We start from the raw sequence: 20,077 nt of genomic DNA, 5'->3' as shown, positions 1-20,077 counted from the left end.
GCGTACGCCTACGATACCGGCGTGAGCCAGGTGAGGACGGAACCGTCGCCTTCGATGTGTTCTGCCAATTCGGCGTTGAACTTTCGGCCGTATTCTGCGGTGATGTGCTCTTGGAAGGCTTCCTCGTCGCGGTAGACCTCGAACACGAAATATTCCCGCGGATTTGTTTCCCGGGTGTAGGGAAGGAACGTGACATTGCCCGGTTCTTGCCGGACGTGCCCAGCGAGTTCTGTCATCATTTCAGCGACCTTGGTTTCGCTGCCTTCCTTGACGGTGAATTCTGCGTACAGGGTTTTGGTCATGTCCAGTCCTTTGATCGATTGAATCGGGATTGCTTTAGTCAGTTCCGGGGCAATATCTCGCCGGAGCCCCTGGGGATGAGTTCCGTAGGGACGATATACGTCTGCGGTGCGCGGTCATCGCCGTCGATCCTTGCAAGGATCCGCTCGGCAGCGAGCTTTCCGATGCGTTCAGGGTGCTGGGCAACCACGGTGACCCCCGGCTCCATCATGTCCGCGAGGGTGAAGTCGTCAAATCCGACCAAGGCAACCTCATGCTGCAAACCGAGGGACTTCAGTGCCCGCATGGCACCGAACGTCACCAGGTTCTGACTGGAGAATATCGCCGTAGGGGGGTTCTCTGAAGTGAGTAGTTCGTGCGCAGCCCGGAGGGCCGTTTCCTCGTCGTGAAGATTCTCGCGGACCGCAACGGTGGAGGTCGCGATGCCGGAGCTGCCGATCTCGTTCAGGAAACCTGCCCGCCGTTTCACAGCGGTCTGGATATCGGTCCGGTCCCCAAGGTAAGCCAGTCTGGTGTGGCCGTACTTAATAAGATGCGTGGCTGCCGCCGCGGCGCCCACTTCGTTATCCGTGACTACTGCATCCGCCTCGATGCCCACCGGCTCGCGGTCGATGAACACCAACGGCAGATCCCGGGAGTGTTCCGGGATCATGTAGGCCTGGCTCTTGGCGATCGTGGTCAGCACAAGACCATCCACGCGACGCCCCAGGAAAGCTGAAATCAGCTTTCTTTCGCGGTCCGGATCGTCATCCAGGCTTGCGGCGAAAACTGCAAGTCCCCGGGCACCGAGGGCGTCTTCCATGGCGCGGTGAATCTCGCCGCTAAAGGGGTTGGAAACACTCGGAAGCAAGAGACCGATGGACTGGGTCTTGCGTCCGGAACGCTTGAGGCTGCCGGCTGTGATGTCCAGGTGGTACTGAAGTTGCTCCGTTGCGCGCAGTACCCGCTGACGGGTTTCCTCCGAAACCCCGGGTTCATCGTTCACCACCCTTGAAACCGTCTTGATGCCCACCCCGGCAAGATCAGCAACGTTTTTCATCGTGGGGGGCTTGCGCGCAGGGTCGGGTTGGTAACGATTAGACATCGTTGTCAACGAATTACTCCTCAACTTCAATTAACACTTGACTGCACTGTGTGAGCTTGGTTACATGTTACCTGACAACGTTGTCATGGGGGAATCACTCGCCATGAGCAGCCACAAAAAACAGGAGTTTCAATGTTGAGTTCCAAAGCCTCGAGGTCGGCAAAGACCCGTCTTCTTGCCGCTGGTGCAGTCCTGACGCTGGGCGCACTGAGCCTGACTGCCTGCGGCGGCGGCTCCTCGCCTTCATCCAGCGCGAGCAGCGATGAAAAGATCGGCGTTTCGCTGATCGTGAAGACCACTTCCAACCCGTTCTTCGTCTCGATGCAGGATGGCGCCAAGAAGGCTGCCGAGGCTGATGGTGTTGATCTCAAGCTTGCTGCCGGCAAGGCCGATGGAGATGAGGACACCCAGATCCAGGCCATTGAAAACGCGATCTCCAAGGGTGACAAGGGTATTCTCATCACCCCCAACGGCCCGTCCGTAGTGGATGCCCTGAAGAAGGCCAAGGACGCCGGCTTGTTCGTCATCGCCCTGGATACCCCGCCGGACCCCGCCGACGCCGCCGACATCACGTTTGCCACTGACAACTTCGCCGCGGGTGAGCTGATCGGCAAGTGGACCGCCCAGCAACTGGCGGGCAAGAAAGCTGTGATCGCACTTGTGGACCTCTTCGATGACAAGGTTGTGTCCGTTGACTATAACCGTGACCAGGGCTTCCTGACCGGCTTGGGCATCGACACCGCCGATAAGAAGAAGAACGGCGACGAAGCCAAGACGGGCAAGTACACCGGCGGCAAGGGTGGCGACTACGAGATAGTCGGCAGCCAGGCCTCCCAGGGCGCCGAAGACGGTGGGCGTACCGCGATGGAGACCCTGCTGGCCAAGAACCCCAACATCAACGTCGTTTACACGATCAACGAGCCGGCAGCTGCCGGTGCCTTCGAAGCACTGAAATCCGCGGGCAAGGAAAAAGACGCCCTGATCGTCTCCGTTGACGGCGGCTGCTCAGGCGTGAACAACGTCAAGTCCGGCGTAATCGGCGCCACGGCACAGCAGTACCCGGTGAAAATGGCCGAGCTTGGTGTCAAGGCCATTGTTGACCTCGCAAAGACCGGCAAGAAGCCTGCCAACTCCGAGGGCCTGGACTTCTTCAACACCGGAGTGGAGCTCGTCACAGACAAGCCCGTAGACGGCGTGAAGAGCATCACCACCACCGACGCTTCCCAGATCTGCTGGGGCAAGTAAGTTCAGGAGCAACCTAAAGTGACCCAGCAACAGACAGCCGGCCCCCCGAGCGCCGGGCACGCTGACTTGGCCGAGGAATTCCTCGACCGCCAAACGCCCCTCAGCAGAATCCGCAACATTCTCCACCGCTACCCCGCCCTCAGCCCGGCAATTGTCCTGCTGATCGCGGTGGTGGTCTTCGGACTCCTCAACGACCGCTTCCTTCGGGTAGAGAACCTTTCCCTGATCACGCAGCAGGTCGCCGTCGTCGGGACCCTGGCCATCGCCCAGACCCTCATCATCCTGACCGCCGGAATCGATCTCTCCGTCGGCGCCGTCATGATCCTGTCCTCGATGGTGATCGCGCAGATGGCTGTCGGCAGTGGTGTCCCAGGTCCGCTGGCACTCATCGCCGGCTTGATCGTGGGACTTGCGTCAGGGGCATTGAACGGTTTCCTTGTGACACGCTTCCGGCTCCCGCCGTTCATCGTCACGCTCGGAACCCTGAACATCTTCATCGCCCTGACCCTGCTCTACTCCGGCGGCAGCACCGTCCGCGGATCCGCCATGCCCGGTGTGCTCACCTGGCTTGGAAGCACCTTCCCGATCGGGCCAGTGCGTATCTCCACCGGCGTCGTCATGATGCTCTTGCTCTACATCGCGGTCGCCTTCATCCTGGGCAAAACCGCCTGGGGACGGCACGTCTACGCCGTAGGCGATGACAAGGAAGCAGCCCGTCTGGCCGGTATCCCCGTCAACCGTGTCCTCATGAGCGTCTACCTTGCCGCAGGCGCAGTCCTTGCGGTCGGCGCATGGATCCAGATCGGCCGTACCAACGCCGCAAGCCCCAACGCCGGCGTCGATCTGAACCTGGACTCCATCACCGCCGTCGTGATTGGCGGAACCAGCCTCTTCGGTGGCCGCGGCTCCATCTGGGGTTCCTTGCTCGGAGCGCTGATCGTCGGTGTCTTCCGCAACGGCCTCTCCCTCGCTGGCCTGGATGTGCTCTACCAGACCCTCGCGGTGGGCATCCTGATCATCATCGCCGTGTCCGTCGATCAGTGGATCCGAAAGGTCAAGTCATGACCATGACAGAATTTGAAGCCTCACACACCGAAACCCGCGAGCCCATCCTTAAAGCCAGGAACCTCGTGAAGACCTTCGGCCGGGTGGTTGGCCTCGACGGCGTCAACCTGGACCTCTACCCCGGCGAAGTCCTGGCCATCATCGGCGATAACGGTGCCGGTAAGTCCACGCTCATCAAGTGCCTTACCGGCGCCGAAGTTCCGGACACGGGAGAACTCTTCGTGTCCGGACAGCAGGTGCACTTCAAGCGGCCACAGGACGCCCGGGTCCACGGCATCGAAACGGTCTACCAAAACCTGGCCGTCTCGCCGGCCCTCGATGTCGCTTCGAACCTGTTCCTCGGCCGTGAAGAGCGCCTTCCCGGGCCATTGGGAAGCCTGTTCCGGATCCTCGACACCAAAGGCATGCGCAGAAAGGCCAAGGAAGAGCTCACCCGGCTGGGCATTTCCACACTGCAGGACGTCACTGTACCGGTGGAGAACCTTTCCGGTGGCCAACGCCAGGCAGTCGCCGTCGCCCGCGCCGCAGCATTCGGTTCCAAGGTGGTTGTCCTTGACGAACCGACGGCGGCACTGGGCGTTCGTGAATCCAACCAGGTACTGCAGTTGGTCCGCGACCTGCGCGACCGCGGCTTGCCCGTCATCCTGATCAGCCACAACATGCCCCACGTGTTTGACGTGGCCGACCGGATCCACATCCAGCGCCTGGGCAAGTGCGCGGCAACCATCACGCCGCAATCCCACACCATGACCGACGCCGTCGCCATCATGACAGGTGCGGCCAAAGCCTGACAGGCGCAGCGCACCTTCCGTTCCAAACGGAGCCCCCTTCTCCGTCCGCGGACCTGCCCACAGGTCCGCGGACGGATCCACAGCCGGCCGTCCAGCCGGTACCGACGAAAGAACCGAGATGCAAAAGCCTCCCCCCGGCACCTCCGCCCATGACCAGCTGGATGTCGTTGTAATCGGCGAAGCCCTGATTGACATCGTCAACACCCCCGAAGGATCCATCAGCTATCCGGGAGGATCCCCGGCGAATGTCGCCTATGGCCTTGGCCGGCTCGGCGTATCCACGGGGTTGCTCACAGCAATCGGCGAAGACGACCACGGGAACGCCATCGCCAACCACCTCCAGAGCGCAGGCGTCCGGCTTCTTCCGGGGTCGGCGTCCCTTGAACGCACAGCCACCGCTACCGCAACACTCGCAGCTGATGGCTCGGCCAGCTACGTGTTCGACATTGCCTGGGAGCTGGCTCCGGTAGCGCCTGCCATGATCCCGAAAGTCCTTCACACGGGCTCCATTGCCACATTCCTGGCCCCGGGAGCGTCCACCGTTCGCTCTCTTCTCGAGCAAGGCCACAAGTCGTGCCTGGTCACCTATGACCCCAATATCCGCCCTGCCCTGCTTGGCAGCCATGCCGAGGCAAAGAGTATCTTCGAGGACCTGCTTCCTCTCACGGATGTCGTAAAACTCAGCGACGAAGATGCTCACTGGCTCTACCCGACGTCGTCTCCGGACGAGGTCACGTCCCGCCTGCTCGCCCAGGGTGCGCGCCTTGCCGTCATCACCCTCGGCGCTGATGGCGCCCTCCTCGCCACACAAAGTGCGAAGTTCAACATCCCCTCCGTGAAAACCGAGGTTGCTGACACCATCGGCGCCGGCGACTCCTACATGTCCGCCCTCATCTTCGGCCTTTTGGCGGAGGGCGAAGAAGGATTTGCGCCGGGAGCACTGGAAAGCATTGGACAGACGGCGTCAATGGCCGCAGCAATCACGGTCAGTCGCTCCGGCGCCAACCCGCCCACCGTTTCGGAACTGCAAGCCCGGCTGGGCACGTCCCTCAGCGACCCGCTTCCTGTTGCCCCGTAATTAAGGTCTTTCCCTGATGGCCTGACTCCTGAATAAACGGCCAAATCCCGACGGCGGCTGGTCGCCTTTCGGTTTCGAAGAACCAAGGTTCTTTTGGAACCGTGGCGGCCTGCCGCCGTCGTGCGTTTCCCGTCGGTCAACCTGACAATCCCTCTACAGCAGCCTTTGACGTATCGCAGGTCACATCGTATGATTAATGAATCGATTCAAGAGTTGGATCAATCCACATAGCAACCTTCCTCATGCTGAATGAGCACCGCATTGTTCAGTCCTGGATTGGAAGAGTTTTTGTTCCTTGCCAACGACGACACAGGAGTTCAGCGAATGACCGTCACGCATCGGAGGGATACCCCTTCCACCCAGGACGACACCATCGGCCACGACACCATCGCCCGGAAGGACCCGAAGAAGGCCGCAATGAGCGGCTGGATCGGAAGCGCGCTGGAGTACTACGACTTCGCGCTCTATTCACTGGCTGCGACGTTGCTTTTCCCCACGATCTTCTTCCCCACGGAGAACCCAACCGTGGGTATCATCGCTTCCCTGGCCACCTATGCTGTGGGGTACGTTTCCCGCCCGCTCGGAGCAGTGGTCCTGGGTGCCTACGGTGACAGGCATGGACGCAAGAAAGTCCTCGTCTTCGCAATGCTGCTCATGGGGTTCGCTACTTTCGCGGTAGGACTCCTGCCAACCTATGGACAGGTGGGGCTTCTTGCCCCAGTCCTTCTGGTGATCCTCCGCTTGATCCAGGGCTTCGCCGTTGCCGGCGAACTCGGTGGTGCCAGCGCGATGATCGTAGAGCACTCCCCCGATGCAAGGCGGGGCTTCTTCGCGAGCTTCAGCCTTCAGGGCACGCAGGTGGGCTCCATCCTCGCCACGGCTGTCCTCATTCCACTCGCCGCCCTCCTGCCTGATGACCAGTTCCATTCCTGGGGCTGGCGGCTGCCGTTCCTCCTCAGCGCGGTCGTGATCCTGGCCGGCTACATCATCCGCCGCCGCGTGCAGGAGCCACCCGCATACCTGGCGCAGTCGGAAGAGCCCAGCACCAAACGCCGGTTCCCCCTCGCAGACCTCCTGCGCACCCACCCGTGGGTCCTGGTCCGCTGCGTTGCGATGACCTTCACGAACGTCATCGGCATGGCCACCCTGATCTTCGGCGTATCGTTCGCCACCCAGAAGAGCTATGGCAACGGCTTCTCCAGCAGTGAATTCCTCTGGGTGACCATGGCCGCAAACGTAGCTGCAGTGGTGACTATCCCGTTGTTCGGGGCACTGTCAGACCGGATTGGCCGGCGGACGCTCATGGTTGCAGGCGGGATCGCGGGCGGCTTGCTGACTTTCGTGTACCTGTGGGCGATCGAACAGGGCAGCCTGCCGCTGATCTTCGTCTGCGTCGTCATCGTCCAGGGCATCCTGTTCCAGATGTGGAACGCCACCTTCGCCACGTTCTTCCAGGAGCAGTTCCCCATGCGGATGCGGGTGACGGGCTTCGCAGTCTCGCAGAACATCGGCCTCATGATCGCCTCGTTCTTCCCGAGCCTGTTCACGGCCATAGCCCCTCCGGGATCTCAGAACATCCCGATGGTCATCGGACTGACCACTCTGGGCATCTGCCTCGTCTCAGCGTTGGCAACCCTGTTGTCCTCGGACACCAAGGGAAAGACACTCGAGGACCTTGAGGCCCGCTAGCCCTGGATTCGTCCGGTAGCAGGAATTTCTCCCCTAACGCAGCCCAGATCAGGTCAGAGTTGGATGCCGGTGTATTTGGTTTCCTGGTAGGCCTCCAGGCCTTCGATGCCCCCTTCACGGCCGAGGCCTGATTGTTTGGTCCCGCCGAAGGGCGCGGCCGGGTTGCTGATGAGCCCTCGGTTGATGCCTGTCATGCCTGCATCAATCGCGTCCGCGACGCGCAGCGCCCTGGTCAGGTCCTGGGTGAAGATGTACGAAGCCAGTCCGTAGGGAGTGGCATTCGCTTCGACGATGGCTTCTTCTTCGGTGTCGAAGGTATAGATCGCTGCGACGGGGCCGAAGATTTCGTCTTCCCGGATGCTGGCCTCGGCAGGAATGTCGATTAGGACGGTGGGCTGGTAGTAGTAGCCGGGGCCGTCGACGAACCGGCCGCCGGTGAGGCAGGTTGCGCCCTTGGCGACGGCGTCCGTGACGAGATTGTGGACGGTTGCGCGTTGCTTGTCATCGATAAGTGGTCCGAGGCCGGTGCTGGGATCGTGGCCGTTGCCTACGGTGACGCGGGCGAGGCGTTCTGTGAAGCGTTTGGTGAACTCGGGCGCGATGCCGGCCTGGACATAGATTCGGTTGGCTGCGACGCAGGACTGACCACCGTTCCGGAGCTTGGCGAGGTAGGCGCCTTCGATTGCAGCGTCAAGGTCGGCGTCGTCGAATACGATCAGCGGGGCATTCCCGCCGAGTTCCATGGACGTATTCATAACGTTCTGTGCGGCTTGGGCCAGGAGCACCCGGCCTACTTGCGTGGAGCCCGTGAATGAGATCTTGCGCGTCCGGCAGTCATTCATGATGGCGCCGACCACGTCCCGGGAGTTGTCCGTAACGACGACGTTCACCACACCGGCGGGGACGCCCGCTTCCTGGAGGACCTCGGCGAGCAACAGCGAAGTGAGTGGGGTCTGGGCAGCGGGCTTGAGGACGGTAGTGCAGCCAGCGGCCAAGGCCGGTGCAATCTTCCGGGCGCCCATGGCCAACGGAAAGTTCCACGGGGTGATTAGCAGGGACGGGCCGACGGGTCGCTTGGAGACGGCGATGTGATAGTTGGAGCCAGGTTCCACGCCGAACTGGCCTTCGGTGTGGATACGTCCGGCGGATTCTGCGAACCAGCGGAAGAAACCTGCACCGTAGTCGACTTCCGATTGGGCTTCGGCCCAGGGCTTGCCCATCTCATCCACGATCAGGCGGGCGAAATCGTCGCGGCGGGCGACGATGGCCTGATAGGTGCGGGCGAGGATGTCGGCGCGTTCCCTTGCCGGTGTTGCTGCCCAGGAATCCTGTGCTGCGCAGGCAGCGTCCAGTGCGGTCATTCCATCCTTGACCGTGGCGTCTGCAACGTGCGCAATCACTTCTCCGGTGGCAGGGTTGATGACTGGCAGAGTCGCGCCCGTGGTGGCAGGTATCCATTTCCCGCCGATGAAAAGCTCGGTTCTGGTGAAGTCCAAGGTGGTTCCAGTACTCATAGTGTGTTGCTCCTGTTGCAAGCTTGACGGGAGGGGCGTGCTAGAAGGCGGTGTAGCCGCCGTCGACCGGGAGCACCGCGCCAGTGATGTAGGACGATTCTTTGGAGGCGAGGAAGAGAATGGCGTCGGCGATTTCCTCCGGGGTGGCGAGGCGCTGGAGCGGGATCTGCCCCTCGCGCTGGGCCCGGTAGGCCTCGGGGTCGGGCCTGCGTTGGATTGAAGCTTCGATGACCGGTGTGACGGTCAGACCTGGTGCGACCACGTTGACGCGGACGTTGCGTGATGCCCATTCGATTGCAGCACCCTTCGCGAGCATGATCAGGCCGCCCTTAGCCGCGGAGTAGAGAACCTGATCAGCCATGCCAACCATGCCCAGCCGGGAACTGACCAAGACGAACGAGCCTCCCGTTGCAGGCATCAACGGAGCGAAGTGCTTCATCATCAGAAACGAGCTAAGCAGGTTGCTGTGGAGCACGTTTTTCGCATCCTCGTACGCCATCTCCGTCAGTGGGCCAGTCACCTGCAGGCCGTGATTAAGGACGACGACGTCAACGGTGCCGAACGATTCGGCGGCCCGGCGGGCCAGGCTTTCGACGAACGCCTCGTCGTTGAGATCCCCGGGGACGTACACGTCGTCGGGCTGGGCGCTGTCCAGTTGCTTCCTGCGGCCGGTGAGCAGCAGTCGCGCGCCTTCGCTGCGGAAACGGGAATTTACTGCTTCGCCGATTCCGCTGCTGGCTCCGCTTACCACGGCCGTCGTCTTGTCAAGTCTCAATTCGGACACTCCATCGTGTGATGCTGGTTTGCTTGGATTGCGGCTGGGGGACGGAGATCCCGTCCCCCAGCGGGTCAATTGAGGAATCCGCGGGCGTCTACCCGCCACCGCTCCAGGGAGGTGCCTGTGCTGTCGGTGACGATGTACTCCTCGAAATTAACCACCACCGGGCAGACGTGGTTCGGCACCACTGGCAGCACGGTCCCGACTCCCGGGCAGAAGTCTCCTGCAGGCAGGGGCAGGAATCCGTGGTATTCGTTGAGCCTGGACAGGACAGCCGCGGTGCCTGCGATGCCGCCGTAACCGATCTCTGGGGTGCCTTCGCGGCCGAGGGCTTTGGTGCCTACATCGAGCATGACCTGGTCGGGGACCCAGTCGCTGACCACCGTCCCGGCGAGGAACAGCGCGATCTGGTCCTGGGTGCAGGCCCCGAGCCGGGCGTTGTTCAAGTCATTGAACACGTACTCGCCGGGACGGATCTCGGTGATCACGCTGTTGGTGGCAAACTCTACGGTGGGAGTGGAGCCGGCACTGACTACGAGGGGACTGACGCCCGCCGCGCTGAGGCTGCGTACTGCGGTGGTGAGCGCTGCGTCCTGGTCTTCAGCGGCCCCCTTGCGTGAGCCCGGACCAGCGCTGCCGTGGCCCGGATAGGTGAAGACGCCAACCGGGACCAGCCCGCGGTTGCGGGCGGCGGCCGCTAGCTCGCCCGCGAACTCCGGTGGCGCACCGGAACGACGAGCACCACAATCCACTTCGATGACGACCTCCAACCGGTCTGGTTCGTCACCCATGGCACCAGCGAGGGCATCGATCGCCGCGAAATTATCGACGCCGACCCGCAGCCGTGTGGTCTCCGACAGCTTTCGGATCCGCGGCCCTTTCGTTCCAGCGGGCCAGACCGGGTAGGCGATGAAGATATCGTCGAATCCAGCCGCGGCAAAGACCTCGGCCTCGCCCACATTTCCTGCGGTGATCCCGACAGCTCCGGCTTTGACCTGACGCCGGCCAATCTCGACGCACTTGTGTGTCTTGACGTGCGGCCGCAGATCAAGGCCGTGCTGGGCGGCGAAGCCCTGCATACGGTCGATGTTCTCCTGCATCACGTCCACCAGCACGATCGGTGACGGGGTGTCGATCCTATCGACGAGGGCGTCCAGCGCCTTTTGGAGGCGGTTCACGTTGTACTCCTCTTTTTCTGACTTCTCATTGTTTGTTTCTCTGGTCCGTCGTGCAGATCATTTGAATTTCGACTGGGGAGATGCGCGGTAGCCCCGCGACCCCGATCGCGGTACGTGCATGACGTCCGTTCTCGCCCAATACCTCGATAAGCAATTCACTGGCCGCTTCCGCGACCCGGGACTGCAGGCCAAAGTCGGGGGCGCTGGCCACGTACACCAACATCTGCACGATCCGGACCCGGTCCAGGTCACCCACCGCCTGCAGGGCAGCCGCAAGGCAGTTGAGTGCGGCATGGCGCGCGAGCCCTCTGGCGGTCTCGAGCGTCACCTCCCGACCGACAATTCCTTGACCCAGCAGTTGACCGTCCTTGTAAGGAAGTTGGCCCGAGATGTGGATGACGTCGCCCACCGACCGGTGATCTACGTAATAGGGATTACCCGCGAGGTCAGGGAGCTCCAGCCCAAGGGCGTGGAGCCGATCTAGAGCCGAGAGCGCGTTCACGTGTTCTGGTGCCGCTAGGGTCACCCCAGCGGGGTTCTGCGGCTTGTGTACAAATACCATTTCTCTTCTATCGTTCGTCGATCGTCGACCACAGAAATCTGACGCAGTCATCAATGTTCAGACCGCGATCAGCTGTTGAACCTTTGTGGACGCAGGAAGTCGAGATTGTCGAAGGTCTCCTTGCCCAGGGCTTCGAGGGCTGCCATCTCGCCATAACCGGTGGCCATTTTGAACCCGCCACCTGAGAAGCCGGTCGCGATGTAGATCCTGCTGTCAGCCGTCAGCCGGCCGAGCAACGGATTCCGGTCGGTGGTGAACAGGTCCGGAAATGCGTCCGAGCGGACGATGTTCGGGTACAGCCCCGGAAAGAATTCAGAAACCGTCTCGGTGGTCTCGTTGATCTCCGCCGGAGTGAGTTCCCTGGGAAAGGAATCGGCGCTCTCAGCCGGCGTCGGACGGAAGTTCAACGTTGCTTTGACCGTGGCCCCGTCAACTGCAGGGGCGCCGTACATGGATCGCTCTCCGGAGAGCCGGACAAAGATGGGGAATCGCTGGGGGGAGAAGAGCTCGGGTTCTTTCGCGACGAACCAGGTAAGGAAAACCCTGTTCGGTTGGGTGTGTGCCTGCAGGCTTTCCGGCATGAGCTTCCGGGACCATCCTCCTGAGGAGATGATCACGTTCTCAAACGTCCAGGACTTATCACCGGAGGTGATGACGACGCCGTCGGCGGTTTCGGTGATGCTGTCGATCGGGGTGTTGTTGAGCACGGTGGCGCCGTTTGCTTGGGCTGCAGCAATCGCGGCGGTGACGGAACGGTCGGTGCGCAGTGCACCGCCGTCGGGATCGAATATGGCGACGTCGTCCGGACGCAAGTTGTGCTGCGGGTATCGCTCCGCCATTTCTTCCCGGGAGAGGATCTCGTGAGCGGTCCCGGTCACGGCGGCCGACTGGAGCAGTTGCGGAATGTAGGCGCCGTTCTCGGTACCGATGTAGAGTCCGCCGCAGCGCAGGAGAATGTCCTGGCCCGTTTCTTCCTCAAGCTCAGCCCAAAGGCGCTTGGAGCGTCGCACGATCGGGTCGAAGCCGGGGTTTAGGTTCAGCATGCGGAACAGGCGGGTGTCTCCTCCCACGGCACTGCGTCCGTGGGCAGGGACTTGCGCTTCGAAGCCGACCACGGAATCGGACAGTCGTGACGCCTGCCATAGGGCCATACTGCCAATGGTGCCGAGGCCGATGACGGCCAATTTTCCATCTGTCATTTCAGAGCACTTTCTTGAGGAAGGACTGGGTGCGGGACTCTTTGGGGTTGGCGAGGACTTCCCGGGCGTCGCCCCGTTCGACGACGATGCCTTCGTCCATGAAGAGGAGGCTGTCGGCCACTTCGCGGGCGAAGCCCATTTCGTGGGTGACTACCACCATGGTCATGCCCTTCTTGGCGAGCTCCTTCATAACTGTCAGGACTTCCCCGACCTTTTCGGGGTCCAGTGCAGATGTTGGCTCGTCGAAGAGCATGATCTCCGGGTCCATGGCCAGCGACCTGGCGATCGCGACGCGTTGCTGCTGACCACCGGAGAGTTCGGCGGGGTAGCGGTCACCGAACGCGCCGAGCCCAACGCTTGTCAACAATTCCTGGGCTCGTTTGGCTGATTCCTTCTTGTCCGCGCGCTTGACCAGGACGGGTCCGGACATGACGTTCTCCCGGGCGGTCATGTTCGGGAACAGGTTGAACTGCTGGAAGACCATGCCTACCCTGGTCCGTTGGAGGGCGAGCTTTTTAGGGCTCAGGGCATGGTATGCGTGCTCGGTTTCGTAATAGCCGAAGTCGTCGCCGTTCACTTTCAGGATTCCGGAGTCCACGGTTTCCAGTCCGTTGATGCAACGCAGGAGGGTGGATTTGCCGGAGCCACTGGGTCCGATGATGCAGCAGATTTCGCCGCTGCCGATGTCGAGGTCGATGTCCTGCAGAACCGTTTTGGGTCCGAAGGACTTGCGGATGCGGCTAGCGAGGATCGTGCCGTCGTTGCTCATCGTGCGATGCCTTCCGGTGCGGTCAACACAACTTTTTTGGACTTGCGGGGAACCCGGACCGAGGTGTGGGAGTATTTCTGCTCGAGCCTGGATTGGGGGTAGCTCAGCAGCAGGGTCATGATCAGATACCAGATGCTCGCCACGATCAGTAGAGGGATGGTATCGAAGGTACGCGCGTAGATCAGTTGGGCACTTTGGAGAAGTTCCGCAACACCCAGGACGCTGACCAGCGATGTTTCCTTGAACATCCCGATGACCTGGTTGCCGGTCGCAGGGATGATGGAGGGCATCGCCTGCGGGATGATGACCTTGCGCATCTTCATGGCACCGCTCATCCCCAGTGAGTCCGCAGCTTCGATCTGGCCCTTGCCCACCGCGGAGAACCCGCCGCGGATGATCTCGGCCATGTATGCCGCTTCGTTCAGGGACAGGCCGACCAAGGCGGCGGTGATCGGACCCATGAGTGCATTCGTGTCGATTGCGGTGCCGATGTCCGTGAACGGGATTCCGATATACAGGTTTGGATAGAGAGCGGAGATGTTGAACCAGAAGATCAACTGCACCAGGACGGGTGTGCCACGGAACAAAGTGACGTAGGCACCTGCCGCGAGGGCGACCGGTTTGATCTTCGAGGAGCGCATGATCGCAAGGCCGAGGCCGAGGAGCGTTCCCATGGCCATGCTCGCAACCGTGAGGAAGATCGTGAGCATCAGCCCGCGGAGGATGGATTCGTGTGTGAAGTACTTCCCAACGATGTCCCACTTGAAGTTGGGGTTGGTCAGGACGGAGGCGAGGATCCCGGCCGCGACGAGAATGGCAATGATCCAAGCCGTGTATTCCGCAGGAGTCCGGAGTCTAAGCCGTGGCTTGAGGGTAGCGTCGATGCTGCCAGCCCCCGCCTTGCTTCCTTTGTTGATAACCGTAGTCATGAACGCACCCCGTTAGTTCAGCTTGGCGTCAGTGATGGCACCGAATTCAAGACCCCAGGTCTTGAGTGACTCCTTGTACTCCGGAGTTTCAAGGATCGACTGGATCGCTGCCTGGATAGCCGGGGTCAGGGGTGAGCCCTTCTTCAGGGCGACTGCCGTGATTCCGGACCCACCGACGTTGAGCGGGGGCGTAAGCATTTGGAACGAGCCCGGCTGCTGCGTCTGTGCCCATGCAAGAGCCGTCGTGTCATAGAGGATGCCGTCGATCCGCTTGGAGCTCAGCTGGACCAGGGCCTCTTGGATATTCGGCAGCGTCACGGCGTTGATCGCAGGCTGTCCTTTGGAAGTGCAGGTCATCTCGTTCAGTGCCGGGAGGCGCAACAGCTGACCTGTTGATCCCTGGGTTACGGCGATGCTTTTACCGCATAGGGTCTCGTTGGTCAGTTTTTGCGGGTTTCCGGCATTCACCCCGATGGAGCTGCCGGCCTTGAAGTAGTCGATCATGTCTACGACTTTGAGCCGGTCTTCGGTCTTGGCCATGGTCGAGACGGTGAAGTCGTAGCGGCCGCCATCGAGGCCCGGGATGATCGTGTCGAACTTCGTGTCTACAAACTTCACGTTTACCCCGAGCTTTTTGCCGATCAGCCTTGTAATGTCCGGGTTGAGGCCGATGGGGGTCTTATTGTCCTCGGCGAGGAAGACTGTCGGAGGATAGTGCAGGTCCGCGGCAACAGTGAGCTCGCCCTTGTCCTTGTAGGACTTCGGCAGGAGGCTCACTGCCTTGGGGTCGGGCTGGACGCCCTCGGAGATGTCCCTAAGTCCCAGTTCGGTGGAGCTCGGGGCGGGCTCGCCATTGGCAGCGTTGCCGCAAGCGTTCAGGGTCAGGAGGAGGGCCAGGGCCGCCGCAGTGGCGTGGACCTTATGTTGTGTCTTCATGATGTATTTCCTTGAAATCTTTTTCGGTACGGAATGATGTAGGTCTTGGTTGACGCGGGGATGCCAGAAATCCGTGAATGCCTGGCAGTGGGCACCGATCACCTCACGGGTTTGCCGTCGAGGTCGGCGCTGTAACGAACCGATCGGGGTTCAGGAGCGGGATGGTCTTGTCACTGGTGCCATTGAGGGCGTAGTCCGCAGCAATGTCTCCGAGCGCGGGTGCCAGCTTGAACCCGTGTCCGGAAAGTCCCGCGACGACCGTCAGTCGCTGGTTGCCACCGAGGCGGCCGAGAATGCCGTGACCGTCCGGGGTGTAACCCTCCATGTAGGCATTGACCCGGACCGGGTCCGGATGGAGTGAGGGGAAGGATTCGGCCACGAGTTCCCTGAATGCCCGCACCTCGTCTAGTGGAACCGTCCGGTCGAGGGCGTCCGGGTCAGCCACCGGCCGGTTGACCTTGCCGGACAGGCCCAGCTTGAGCCCGTTCCCGTCCATCGCCGGGAGCCCGTAAAACTCTTCTGGTGCCGTGCGGATAAAGCAGGGGAAATTACCCGGATCAAATGCCCGGCGTTCTTTCCCGACAAACCACGCCGACACGGCCTTGCGCACGTCAACGAGCCCTGCAAGTTCAGGAAGCAACTTCGCGGCCCAGGGGCCGGCAGTGACCACAACGTGATCGTAACGCTCGCTCTGGCCATCAGCACTGACCCAGACGCCGTCGTTCTTGGTCTCGATTCCGTCAACGGGAGTGTAGGTCCGAAGTTGGGCGCCAAGCGACTTGGCTCGTAGTGAGGCATTCAGGACGGCAAGTTCGGGCCGAACATAGCCTCCTTCACGGTCCAGGACAACAACGTCCTCCTCGTGGAAGGGGTGGTTCGGCCAGCGGTTGCGTGCCTCATTGAGCGGAACGAGGGCGGCGTCTATTCCGAACTTCTCAATGGAGGCGCTGACGTTGGCCATCTCTGTGGTGTTATCACCGAGCATGAGATTGCCGGCGAGTTTGAGCAGATCGGCGCCTGTCTCGTCCTCGAGTTGACGCCACATCGCTTTCGCAGTGCGCAGCAGCGGCACGTAGTCAGGATCTTCGAAGTAGGCGGTGCGGAAGATGCGGGACTCACCGCCGTGTGCGCTTCGATCGTGGCCCGTTCCGAATTGCTCGTAGCCAACAACTTCCGCGCCGCGCGATGCCAGGCGCCAAGCGGCCATGCTGCCCGCGGTGCCGAGGCCGATGATGGCCACGCGTTTCTTTCCCAAACTCACTGTGAAACCTCCCGGGTGAGAACAATAAGGAGTCCATCCGCGGCTATCGCGGGGCTCGTTGTGATGATCATGGTTATTCCGGCTTCCTCTGCCCTGAGTTCGTGGACGACGTCACCGAACAGGTTGCTGACTCGTCCGAGCAAGTCGCCTTTCTCGGCGCGCCTGCCGAGTTCCACCAGCGGTTCCCACCAACCGCCAATGGGGGCGTACATCCACGTCCAGCCGTTCACATGTTCGATCTGGTTGGGGGCCTGCTCCACCTCGTAGGGGAGCATGCCCAGACTCGCGGCCACGTTCCGTAGGCCGCGCAGGTGGGTGGCGACAGCCTGTCGATCTACCGTGCCGTTGCCGCCCGCCTCAGCAGTGATCGCCGGGATGCCGGCGTCCGCAGCGGCGGAACTCGTTGTACCCGCCGTAACACGTGCCGCGGCGGGTTGCCTGATAACATGCTGGGTTCCGTAGGCCATGGCGATCCGCCGTGCAGTCTCGTCGACTGATGATTCGTCGTAGATAACTACCGGGTGGACAGTCTCCGGAACGTCCCCGGAGTGAAGATCGATGAGGTAGTCGGCTCCCCGAATGAAGCGTTCGAACACATGGTGTGCGAGCACGTCAGAGTAGGTGCCCTTGGGGTCGCCTGGAAAGCACCTATTGAGATTCTTACCGTCGGCCGGTACGACGAACATTGTCCGGTTTGTGTAGGCCGGCACGTTGACTACGGGAACAGCCGTGATCGTGCCATTTAGTTGCGCCGGGTTGACCTCCGCAACGAATTCCCGCAGGGCAGCCATGCCCGCGTATTCACAGCCGTGCACGCCAGCGAGCAGTGTTAGTCGCGGCCCGGCCTCCCGGCCTTGGATCTCGATGTAGGGCAGATCCAAGATTTCGTCGGGGAGCCCGGTGATCGGCAAGTGGCCGTGAATCACGGTCCCTTGCCTAAGCGGGCTGGCATCCATTGGCGTCCCTTTCACTTAATTGTCGGACAATCGTGTCCGACATCACTGTTTGATACTATCGTCTAGTGATCTAGTGTCAAGGGTCACTCCGAAGAGGGGTGGCTGCCATGAGCTTTAGGGGTGTGGGTAATGGAAAGCAAAGCTTTCTCCGAGCAAGCAAAGACAACTCTCGCGAGAACGCTTGCGCCTCGGGTTGCTGAGCGAACCACGCTTGTGGATCAGGTGGCCAACCGAATTAGGCGGGAGATCATCCTCGGAACCCTCGATCCGGGCCGGCATCTGGTAGAGAAGAGGCTCGCTGAAGACCTATCTGTGAGCAGGGGTACGGTCCGGGAAGCGTTGACGCGCCTCGCATCAACAGGGCTGGTGGAGTTCTCGCCTGGCTCGGGAAATCGGGTTCGCTACTTCAGCGACAGCGACATCGCAGAGATTGGGGAGGTCTTCGCAGCCCTTGAGGGACGAGCGGCGCTGCATGCCGTGCTTCCCCCGTCCCCAGCCGCTGAAAAAGAGCTGAGGGACATTGCAGAACAAATGCGGGGTCTGCGGCTGCCGGACGACGTCGAAGAATTGATGAGGCTTGACCGCGAGTTCCACGGGACGCTGATGAACCAGCAACCCAAGACAAAGCTGGTGGAAGCCTGGCAGAGCCTGGAGTCCCTTCTCGCGGTCATGATGGTGCCGATCATGCGGCGCGGCGTGGGAACGTCCGACAGCCAGGCGGACCGGCATCTCTTGCTGGTGGACGCCGCCATGACCGGAGAGCCCGAACTATTGATCAAGGGTCTGGAACAGCACTACTACCAAATGTAATAGCGGGATGGAGCGGGACGCCCATCATCGCTCAGGCATGGCAGCCCGTCGCCTGAAGATGCATCAGGACGCTTGGGTTGCCCGCCTCCGCAGCCACGCACTGCGCACCTGTTCACGGAGTGTCGTCTGGCTACGGCGGCTGACCAGGACCACGCAAGCGACGGCGGTCAAAACGACTACCGCGCCTCCGGATGCCACGGCCCAGCGGGCCCCGAATTCCGTGCCAATCCAGCCCATAAGAGGCGCTCCGATTGCCGTGCCGCCTTGCAGGATGGCAAGGTACAGGGCAAGGACGCGTCCACGGAATTGGGGCTCAACGGACAACTGGATAGTGGTGTTGCAGCTGTTCAAGAACGTGATGGACGCCAGTCCTACCGGAACAAGCACTGCCGCGTAAATCCAGAACGACGGCGAGATGCTCGCCAGGACAGTAAAGGCGCCGAGGCTCAGTGCACCGCCCAGCATGAAACGGAGCCTTGGGCCGGACCTGCGGGCCGCAAGCAACGCGCCTCCTAGCGTTCCCACGGCCATGATGGAACCAAGGAAGCCAAACTCCTCCGGCCCCATGCCAAACTCCGCCGTGGACATCAAGGCATTCGTCACCTGGAAGTTCATGCCAAAGGCGCCCAGGAGGCCCACCATCAGCAAAATGAGGACCAGGTCAGGGCGTTGACGCACGTATCGGAGGCCCTCGGTCAATTGGTGCTTGCCGCGGGCCACCGGGGTTGCTGGCTCCAGCTCCGAGGCCTTAACCCGGCAGAGGGAAACAATAACGGCCACAAAGCTCGCCGCGTTGAGAAGGAACACCGGGCCTGTGCCAATCCATGCAATGAGCACACCGGCGATGGCAGGCCCCGTCAGCCTGGCGCTGTTGAAGGACGCAGAGTTCAGGGCCACGGCATTGGAGAGCTTGTCCGGACCAACAAGTTCTGACACGAACGCTTGACGGGCCGGGCCATCGATGGCCGCGGCCAACCCCAAGGCAAGGGCGGCGAGATAGACATGCCACAACTGGGCAACACCCATTACCACCAGAAGGCCGACGATCAGTCCGCAGATTCCCATGGCCGTTTGGGTCCAGAGGAGGATCACACGCTTTCGGTATCGGTCGGCCAGGACGCCCGCATAGGGCCCAAGCAGGAGCATGGGCAGGAATTGCAGTGCTGTGGTGATGCCGACTGCCGTTCCGGAGTGATTCGTGAGGACCGTCAGAACCAGCCAGTCCTGTGCCACCCTTTGCATCCAAGTGCCGACATTGGAGACCAGTGCACCACCAGCCCACAGCCGGTAATTAGGACTTTCGAGGGCACGGAACATAGCACTCACTTGGCGCTCATCTCCTGCATGATGCGCGCGGCCCGGCTGAGCGTCAGTCGGTCTTCCTCGCTGAGTCCCGCTACGCGCTGGGCCAGCCAGGCGGTCCGTTGGCTGCGGGCCTCGGCCAGAACTTCCCGGCCTGCGGCAGTGATGCTGATGTGGATCTGGCGACCATCTTCGGGATGGGCCTGCCGAGAGACGAAGCCCTGCCCGGACAAGGCGTTCACGATCCGGGTCATGGACGGCGCCTGGACGTGCTCCAACTCCGCCAATTCCCGGAGGGTCTGCGAACCGGAGTTGAGATGTGCGAGCACCGTGTACTGCCCGGGAGTAATTACATCACCGGTGGCTTCGATGCGAAGCCTGCGGGATGTTCGCATGACCGCGGTTCGGAGGTCGATCGCAAGGAGGTCCGCTTGGATTTCCTCCGCCTGGATGTCCGGGGTTCCTTCATTAGACGGGGTTCCGTCGCTAGGCGGGGTTCCCTCGCCGGCAGGAGTGGCTGTTTTGTTGGCCGCGGTCAATGGAAGGCGCCTCCTGAGGTCGCATAATAGTTAGCAGTGCTAATTAGCTACGCTAACTATTATGCTCCTCCCCCAACCGGCTGTCCACGGAA

General features: G+C 61.5%; 20 protein-coding genes. 6 read left to right on the top strand and 14 right to left on the bottom strand.

The genetic code is table 11. From position 1 onward, the window contains the following. Nucleotides 1-8: 8 nt before the first annotated feature. Together LDN90_RS02665 and LDN90_RS02660 are read right to left on the bottom strand one after the other, a co-directional pair. On the bottom strand, nucleotides 9-302 hold the full coding sequence (locus tag LDN90_RS02665) for a putative quinol monooxygenase (RefSeq protein WP_223947816.1): 294 nt from the start codon (nucleotides 300-302) through the stop codon (nucleotides 9-11). A 38-nt stretch (nucleotides 303-340) separates the two neighbouring features. Continuing rightward, nucleotides 341-1,339, bottom strand: a complete 999-nt coding sequence (locus LDN90_RS02660) for a LacI family DNA-binding transcriptional regulator (protein WP_223947815.1) — start codon at nucleotides 1,337-1,339, stop codon at nucleotides 341-343. Nucleotides 1,340-1,516: 177 nt separating this feature from the next. Between LDN90_RS02660 and LDN90_RS02655 the strand changes: the two genes are divergently transcribed. The 5 genes from LDN90_RS02655 (at nucleotide 1,517) to LDN90_RS02635 (ending at nucleotide 7,252) form a co-directional block, all read left to right on the top strand. Beyond that, nucleotides 1,517-2,629 (top strand): substrate-binding domain-containing protein, encoded by a 1,113-nt coding sequence (locus LDN90_RS02655; RefSeq protein ID WP_223947814.1) that lies wholly within the window; start codon nucleotides 1,517-1,519, stop codon nucleotides 2,627-2,629. An 18-nt stretch (nucleotides 2,630-2,647) separates the two neighbouring features. Beyond that, a complete protein-coding gene (locus LDN90_RS02650) occupies nucleotides 2,648-3,694 on the top strand; it encodes an ABC transporter permease (protein WP_223947813.1) in 1,047 nt (348 codons plus the stop codon). Further along, nucleotides 3,691-4,485 carry an ATP-binding cassette domain-containing protein gene (locus tag LDN90_RS02645; RefSeq protein ID WP_216922080.1) on the top strand — a complete coding sequence of 265 codons (795 nt, stop codon included), beginning with the start codon at nucleotides 3,691-3,693 and terminating at the stop codon, nucleotides 4,483-4,485. The genes LDN90_RS02650 and LDN90_RS02645 overlap by 4 nt, the downstream gene beginning before the upstream one ends. A 118-nt stretch (nucleotides 4,486-4,603) precedes the next feature. Then, nucleotides 4,604-5,563: a carbohydrate kinase gene (locus LDN90_RS02640; protein ID WP_223947812.1), complete on the top strand. Its 960-nt coding sequence runs from the start codon at nucleotides 4,604-4,606 to the stop codon at nucleotides 5,561-5,563. A gap of 324 nt (nucleotides 5,564-5,887) precedes the next feature. After that, nucleotides 5,888-7,252, top strand: coding sequence for an MFS transporter (locus LDN90_RS02635; RefSeq protein ID WP_223947811.1), 1,365 nt, complete (start codon nucleotides 5,888-5,890; stop codon nucleotides 7,250-7,252). 53 nt (nucleotides 7,253-7,305) lie between these two features. On the opposite strand, the gene LDN90_RS02630 is transcribed toward LDN90_RS02635, so the two are convergent. The 10 genes from LDN90_RS02630 to LDN90_RS02585 form a co-directional block, all read right to left on the bottom strand. Continuing rightward, complete coding sequence (locus tag LDN90_RS02630) at nucleotides 7,306-8,766, bottom strand: NAD-dependent succinate-semialdehyde dehydrogenase (protein WP_223947810.1); 1,461 nt, start codon at nucleotides 8,764-8,766, stop codon at nucleotides 7,306-7,308. A 40-nt stretch (nucleotides 8,767-8,806) separates the two neighbouring features. Then, nucleotides 8,807-9,550, bottom strand: coding sequence for an SDR family NAD(P)-dependent oxidoreductase (locus LDN90_RS02625; protein ID WP_223947809.1), 744 nt, complete (start codon nucleotides 9,548-9,550; stop codon nucleotides 8,807-8,809). A gap of 65 nt (nucleotides 9,551-9,615) precedes the next feature. Further along, nucleotides 9,616-10,722 carry an alanine racemase gene (locus tag LDN90_RS02620; RefSeq protein WP_223947808.1) on the bottom strand — a complete coding sequence of 369 codons (1,107 nt, stop codon included), beginning with the start codon at nucleotides 10,720-10,722 and terminating at the stop codon, nucleotides 9,616-9,618. Nucleotides 10,723-10,747: 25 nt separating this feature from the next. Next, complete coding sequence (locus LDN90_RS02615) at nucleotides 10,748-11,284, bottom strand: RidA family protein (RefSeq protein WP_223947807.1); 537 nt, start codon at nucleotides 11,282-11,284, stop codon at nucleotides 10,748-10,750. 68 nt (nucleotides 11,285-11,352) lie between these two features. Further along, complete coding sequence (locus tag LDN90_RS02610) at nucleotides 11,353-12,483, bottom strand: FAD-dependent oxidoreductase (protein WP_223947806.1); 1,131 nt, start codon at nucleotides 12,481-12,483, stop codon at nucleotides 11,353-11,355. A gap of 1 nt (nucleotide 12,484) precedes the next feature. Continuing rightward, nucleotides 12,485-13,252 carry an amino acid ABC transporter ATP-binding protein gene (locus tag LDN90_RS02605; RefSeq protein ID WP_223947805.1) on the bottom strand — a complete coding sequence of 256 codons (768 nt, stop codon included), beginning with the start codon at nucleotides 13,250-13,252 and terminating at the stop codon, nucleotides 12,485-12,487. Next, nucleotides 13,249-14,181, bottom strand: coding sequence for an amino acid ABC transporter permease (locus LDN90_RS02600; protein WP_223947804.1), 933 nt, complete (start codon nucleotides 14,179-14,181; stop codon nucleotides 13,249-13,251). The genes LDN90_RS02605 and LDN90_RS02600 overlap by 4 nt, the downstream gene beginning before the upstream one ends. Before the next feature lie 12 nt (nucleotides 14,182-14,193). After that, complete coding sequence (locus LDN90_RS02595) at nucleotides 14,194-15,117, bottom strand: ABC transporter substrate-binding protein (protein ID WP_223947803.1); 924 nt, start codon at nucleotides 15,115-15,117, stop codon at nucleotides 14,194-14,196. Between the two features lie 103 nt (nucleotides 15,118-15,220). Next, the gene (solA, locus tag LDN90_RS02590; RefSeq protein ID WP_223947802.1) at nucleotides 15,221-16,378 is read right to left on the bottom strand and encodes an N-methyl-L-tryptophan oxidase; all 1,158 of its coding nucleotides are present in this window, start codon (nucleotides 16,376-16,378) and stop codon (nucleotides 15,221-15,223) included. Further along, complete coding sequence (locus tag LDN90_RS02585) at nucleotides 16,375-17,304, bottom strand: succinylglutamate desuccinylase/aspartoacylase family protein (protein WP_223947801.1); 930 nt, start codon at nucleotides 17,302-17,304, stop codon at nucleotides 16,375-16,377. Before LDN90_RS02585 ends, solA begins: the two co-directional genes overlap by 4 nt. Nucleotides 17,305-17,463: 159 nt before the next feature. Here LDN90_RS02585 and LDN90_RS02580 point away from each other — a divergent pair, with 159 nt between their 5' ends. Continuing rightward, a complete protein-coding gene (locus LDN90_RS02580; RefSeq protein ID WP_223947800.1) occupies nucleotides 17,464-18,144 on the top strand; it encodes a GntR family transcriptional regulator in 681 nt (226 codons plus the stop codon). A gap of 63 nt (nucleotides 18,145-18,207) precedes the next feature. Here LDN90_RS02580 and LDN90_RS02575 read toward each other — a convergent pair whose 3' ends face one another. Both LDN90_RS02575 and LDN90_RS02570 read right to left on the bottom strand, forming a co-directional pair. Continuing rightward, nucleotides 18,208-19,470, bottom strand: a complete 1,263-nt coding sequence (locus LDN90_RS02575; RefSeq protein ID WP_223947799.1) for an MFS transporter — start codon at nucleotides 19,468-19,470, stop codon at nucleotides 18,208-18,210. Further along, nucleotides 19,467-19,841 (bottom strand): MarR family transcriptional regulator, encoded by a 375-nt coding sequence (locus tag LDN90_RS02570; RefSeq protein ID WP_223949219.1) that lies wholly within the window; start codon nucleotides 19,839-19,841, stop codon nucleotides 19,467-19,469. Before LDN90_RS02570 ends, LDN90_RS02575 begins: the two co-directional genes overlap by 4 nt. Between the last annotated feature and the right edge of the window lie 236 nt (nucleotides 19,842-20,077).

The sequence above is a fragment of the Arthrobacter sp. NtRootA1 genome (assembly GCF_019976975.1).
In the GTDB taxonomy this organism is placed as follows: domain Bacteria; phylum Actinomycetota; class Actinomycetes; order Actinomycetales; family Micrococcaceae; genus Arthrobacter; species Arthrobacter aromaticivorans.
This window is presented reverse-complemented; position numbering and strand designations above follow the sequence as displayed.

Bases quoted from the DNA above. Each gene is read 5' to 3' on its own strand.
- LDN90_RS02665 (WP_223947816.1), bottom strand. From the start codon at position 302: ATGACCAAAACCCTGTACGCAGAATTCACCGTCAAGGAAGGCAGCGAA.
- LDN90_RS02660 (WP_223947815.1), bottom strand. From the start codon at position 1,339: ATGAAAAACGTTGCTGATCTTGCCGGGGTGGGCATCAAGACGGTTTCA.
- LDN90_RS02655 (WP_223947814.1), top strand. From the start codon at position 1,517: ATGTTGAGTTCCAAAGCCTCGAGGTCGGCAAAGACCCGTCTTCTTGCC.
- LDN90_RS02645 (WP_216922080.1), top strand. From the start codon at position 3,691: ATGACCATGACAGAATTTGAAGCCTCACACACCGAAACCCGCGAGCCC.
- LDN90_RS02640 (WP_223947812.1), top strand. From the start codon at position 4,604: ATGCAAAAGCCTCCCCCCGGCACCTCCGCCCATGACCAGCTGGATGTC.
- LDN90_RS02635 (WP_223947811.1), top strand. From the start codon at position 5,888: ATGACCGTCACGCATCGGAGGGATACCCCTTCCACCCAGGACGACACC.
- LDN90_RS02630 (WP_223947810.1), bottom strand. From the start codon at position 8,766: ATGAGTACTGGAACCACCTTGGACTTCACCAGAACCGAGCTTTTCATC.
- LDN90_RS02615 (WP_223947807.1), bottom strand. From the start codon at position 11,284: ATGGTATTTGTACACAAGCCGCAGAACCCCGCTGGGGTGACCCTAGCG.
- LDN90_RS02610 (WP_223947806.1), bottom strand. From the start codon at position 12,483: ATGACAGATGGAAAATTGGCCGTCATCGGCCTCGGCACCATTGGCAGT.
- LDN90_RS02605 (WP_223947805.1), bottom strand. From the start codon at position 13,252: ATGAGCAACGACGGCACGATCCTCGCTAGCCGCATCCGCAAGTCCTTC.
- LDN90_RS02600 (WP_223947804.1), bottom strand. From the start codon at position 14,181: ATGACTACGGTTATCAACAAAGGAAGCAAGGCGGGGGCTGGCAGCATC.
- LDN90_RS02595 (WP_223947803.1), bottom strand. From the start codon at position 15,117: ATGAAGACACAACATAAGGTCCACGCCACTGCGGCGGCCCTGGCCCTC.
- LDN90_RS02580 (WP_223947800.1), top strand. From the start codon at position 17,464: ATGGAAAGCAAAGCTTTCTCCGAGCAAGCAAAGACAACTCTCGCGAGA.
- LDN90_RS02570 (WP_223949219.1), bottom strand. From the start codon at position 19,841: ATGCGAACATCCCGCAGGCTTCGCATCGAAGCCACCGGTGATGTAATT.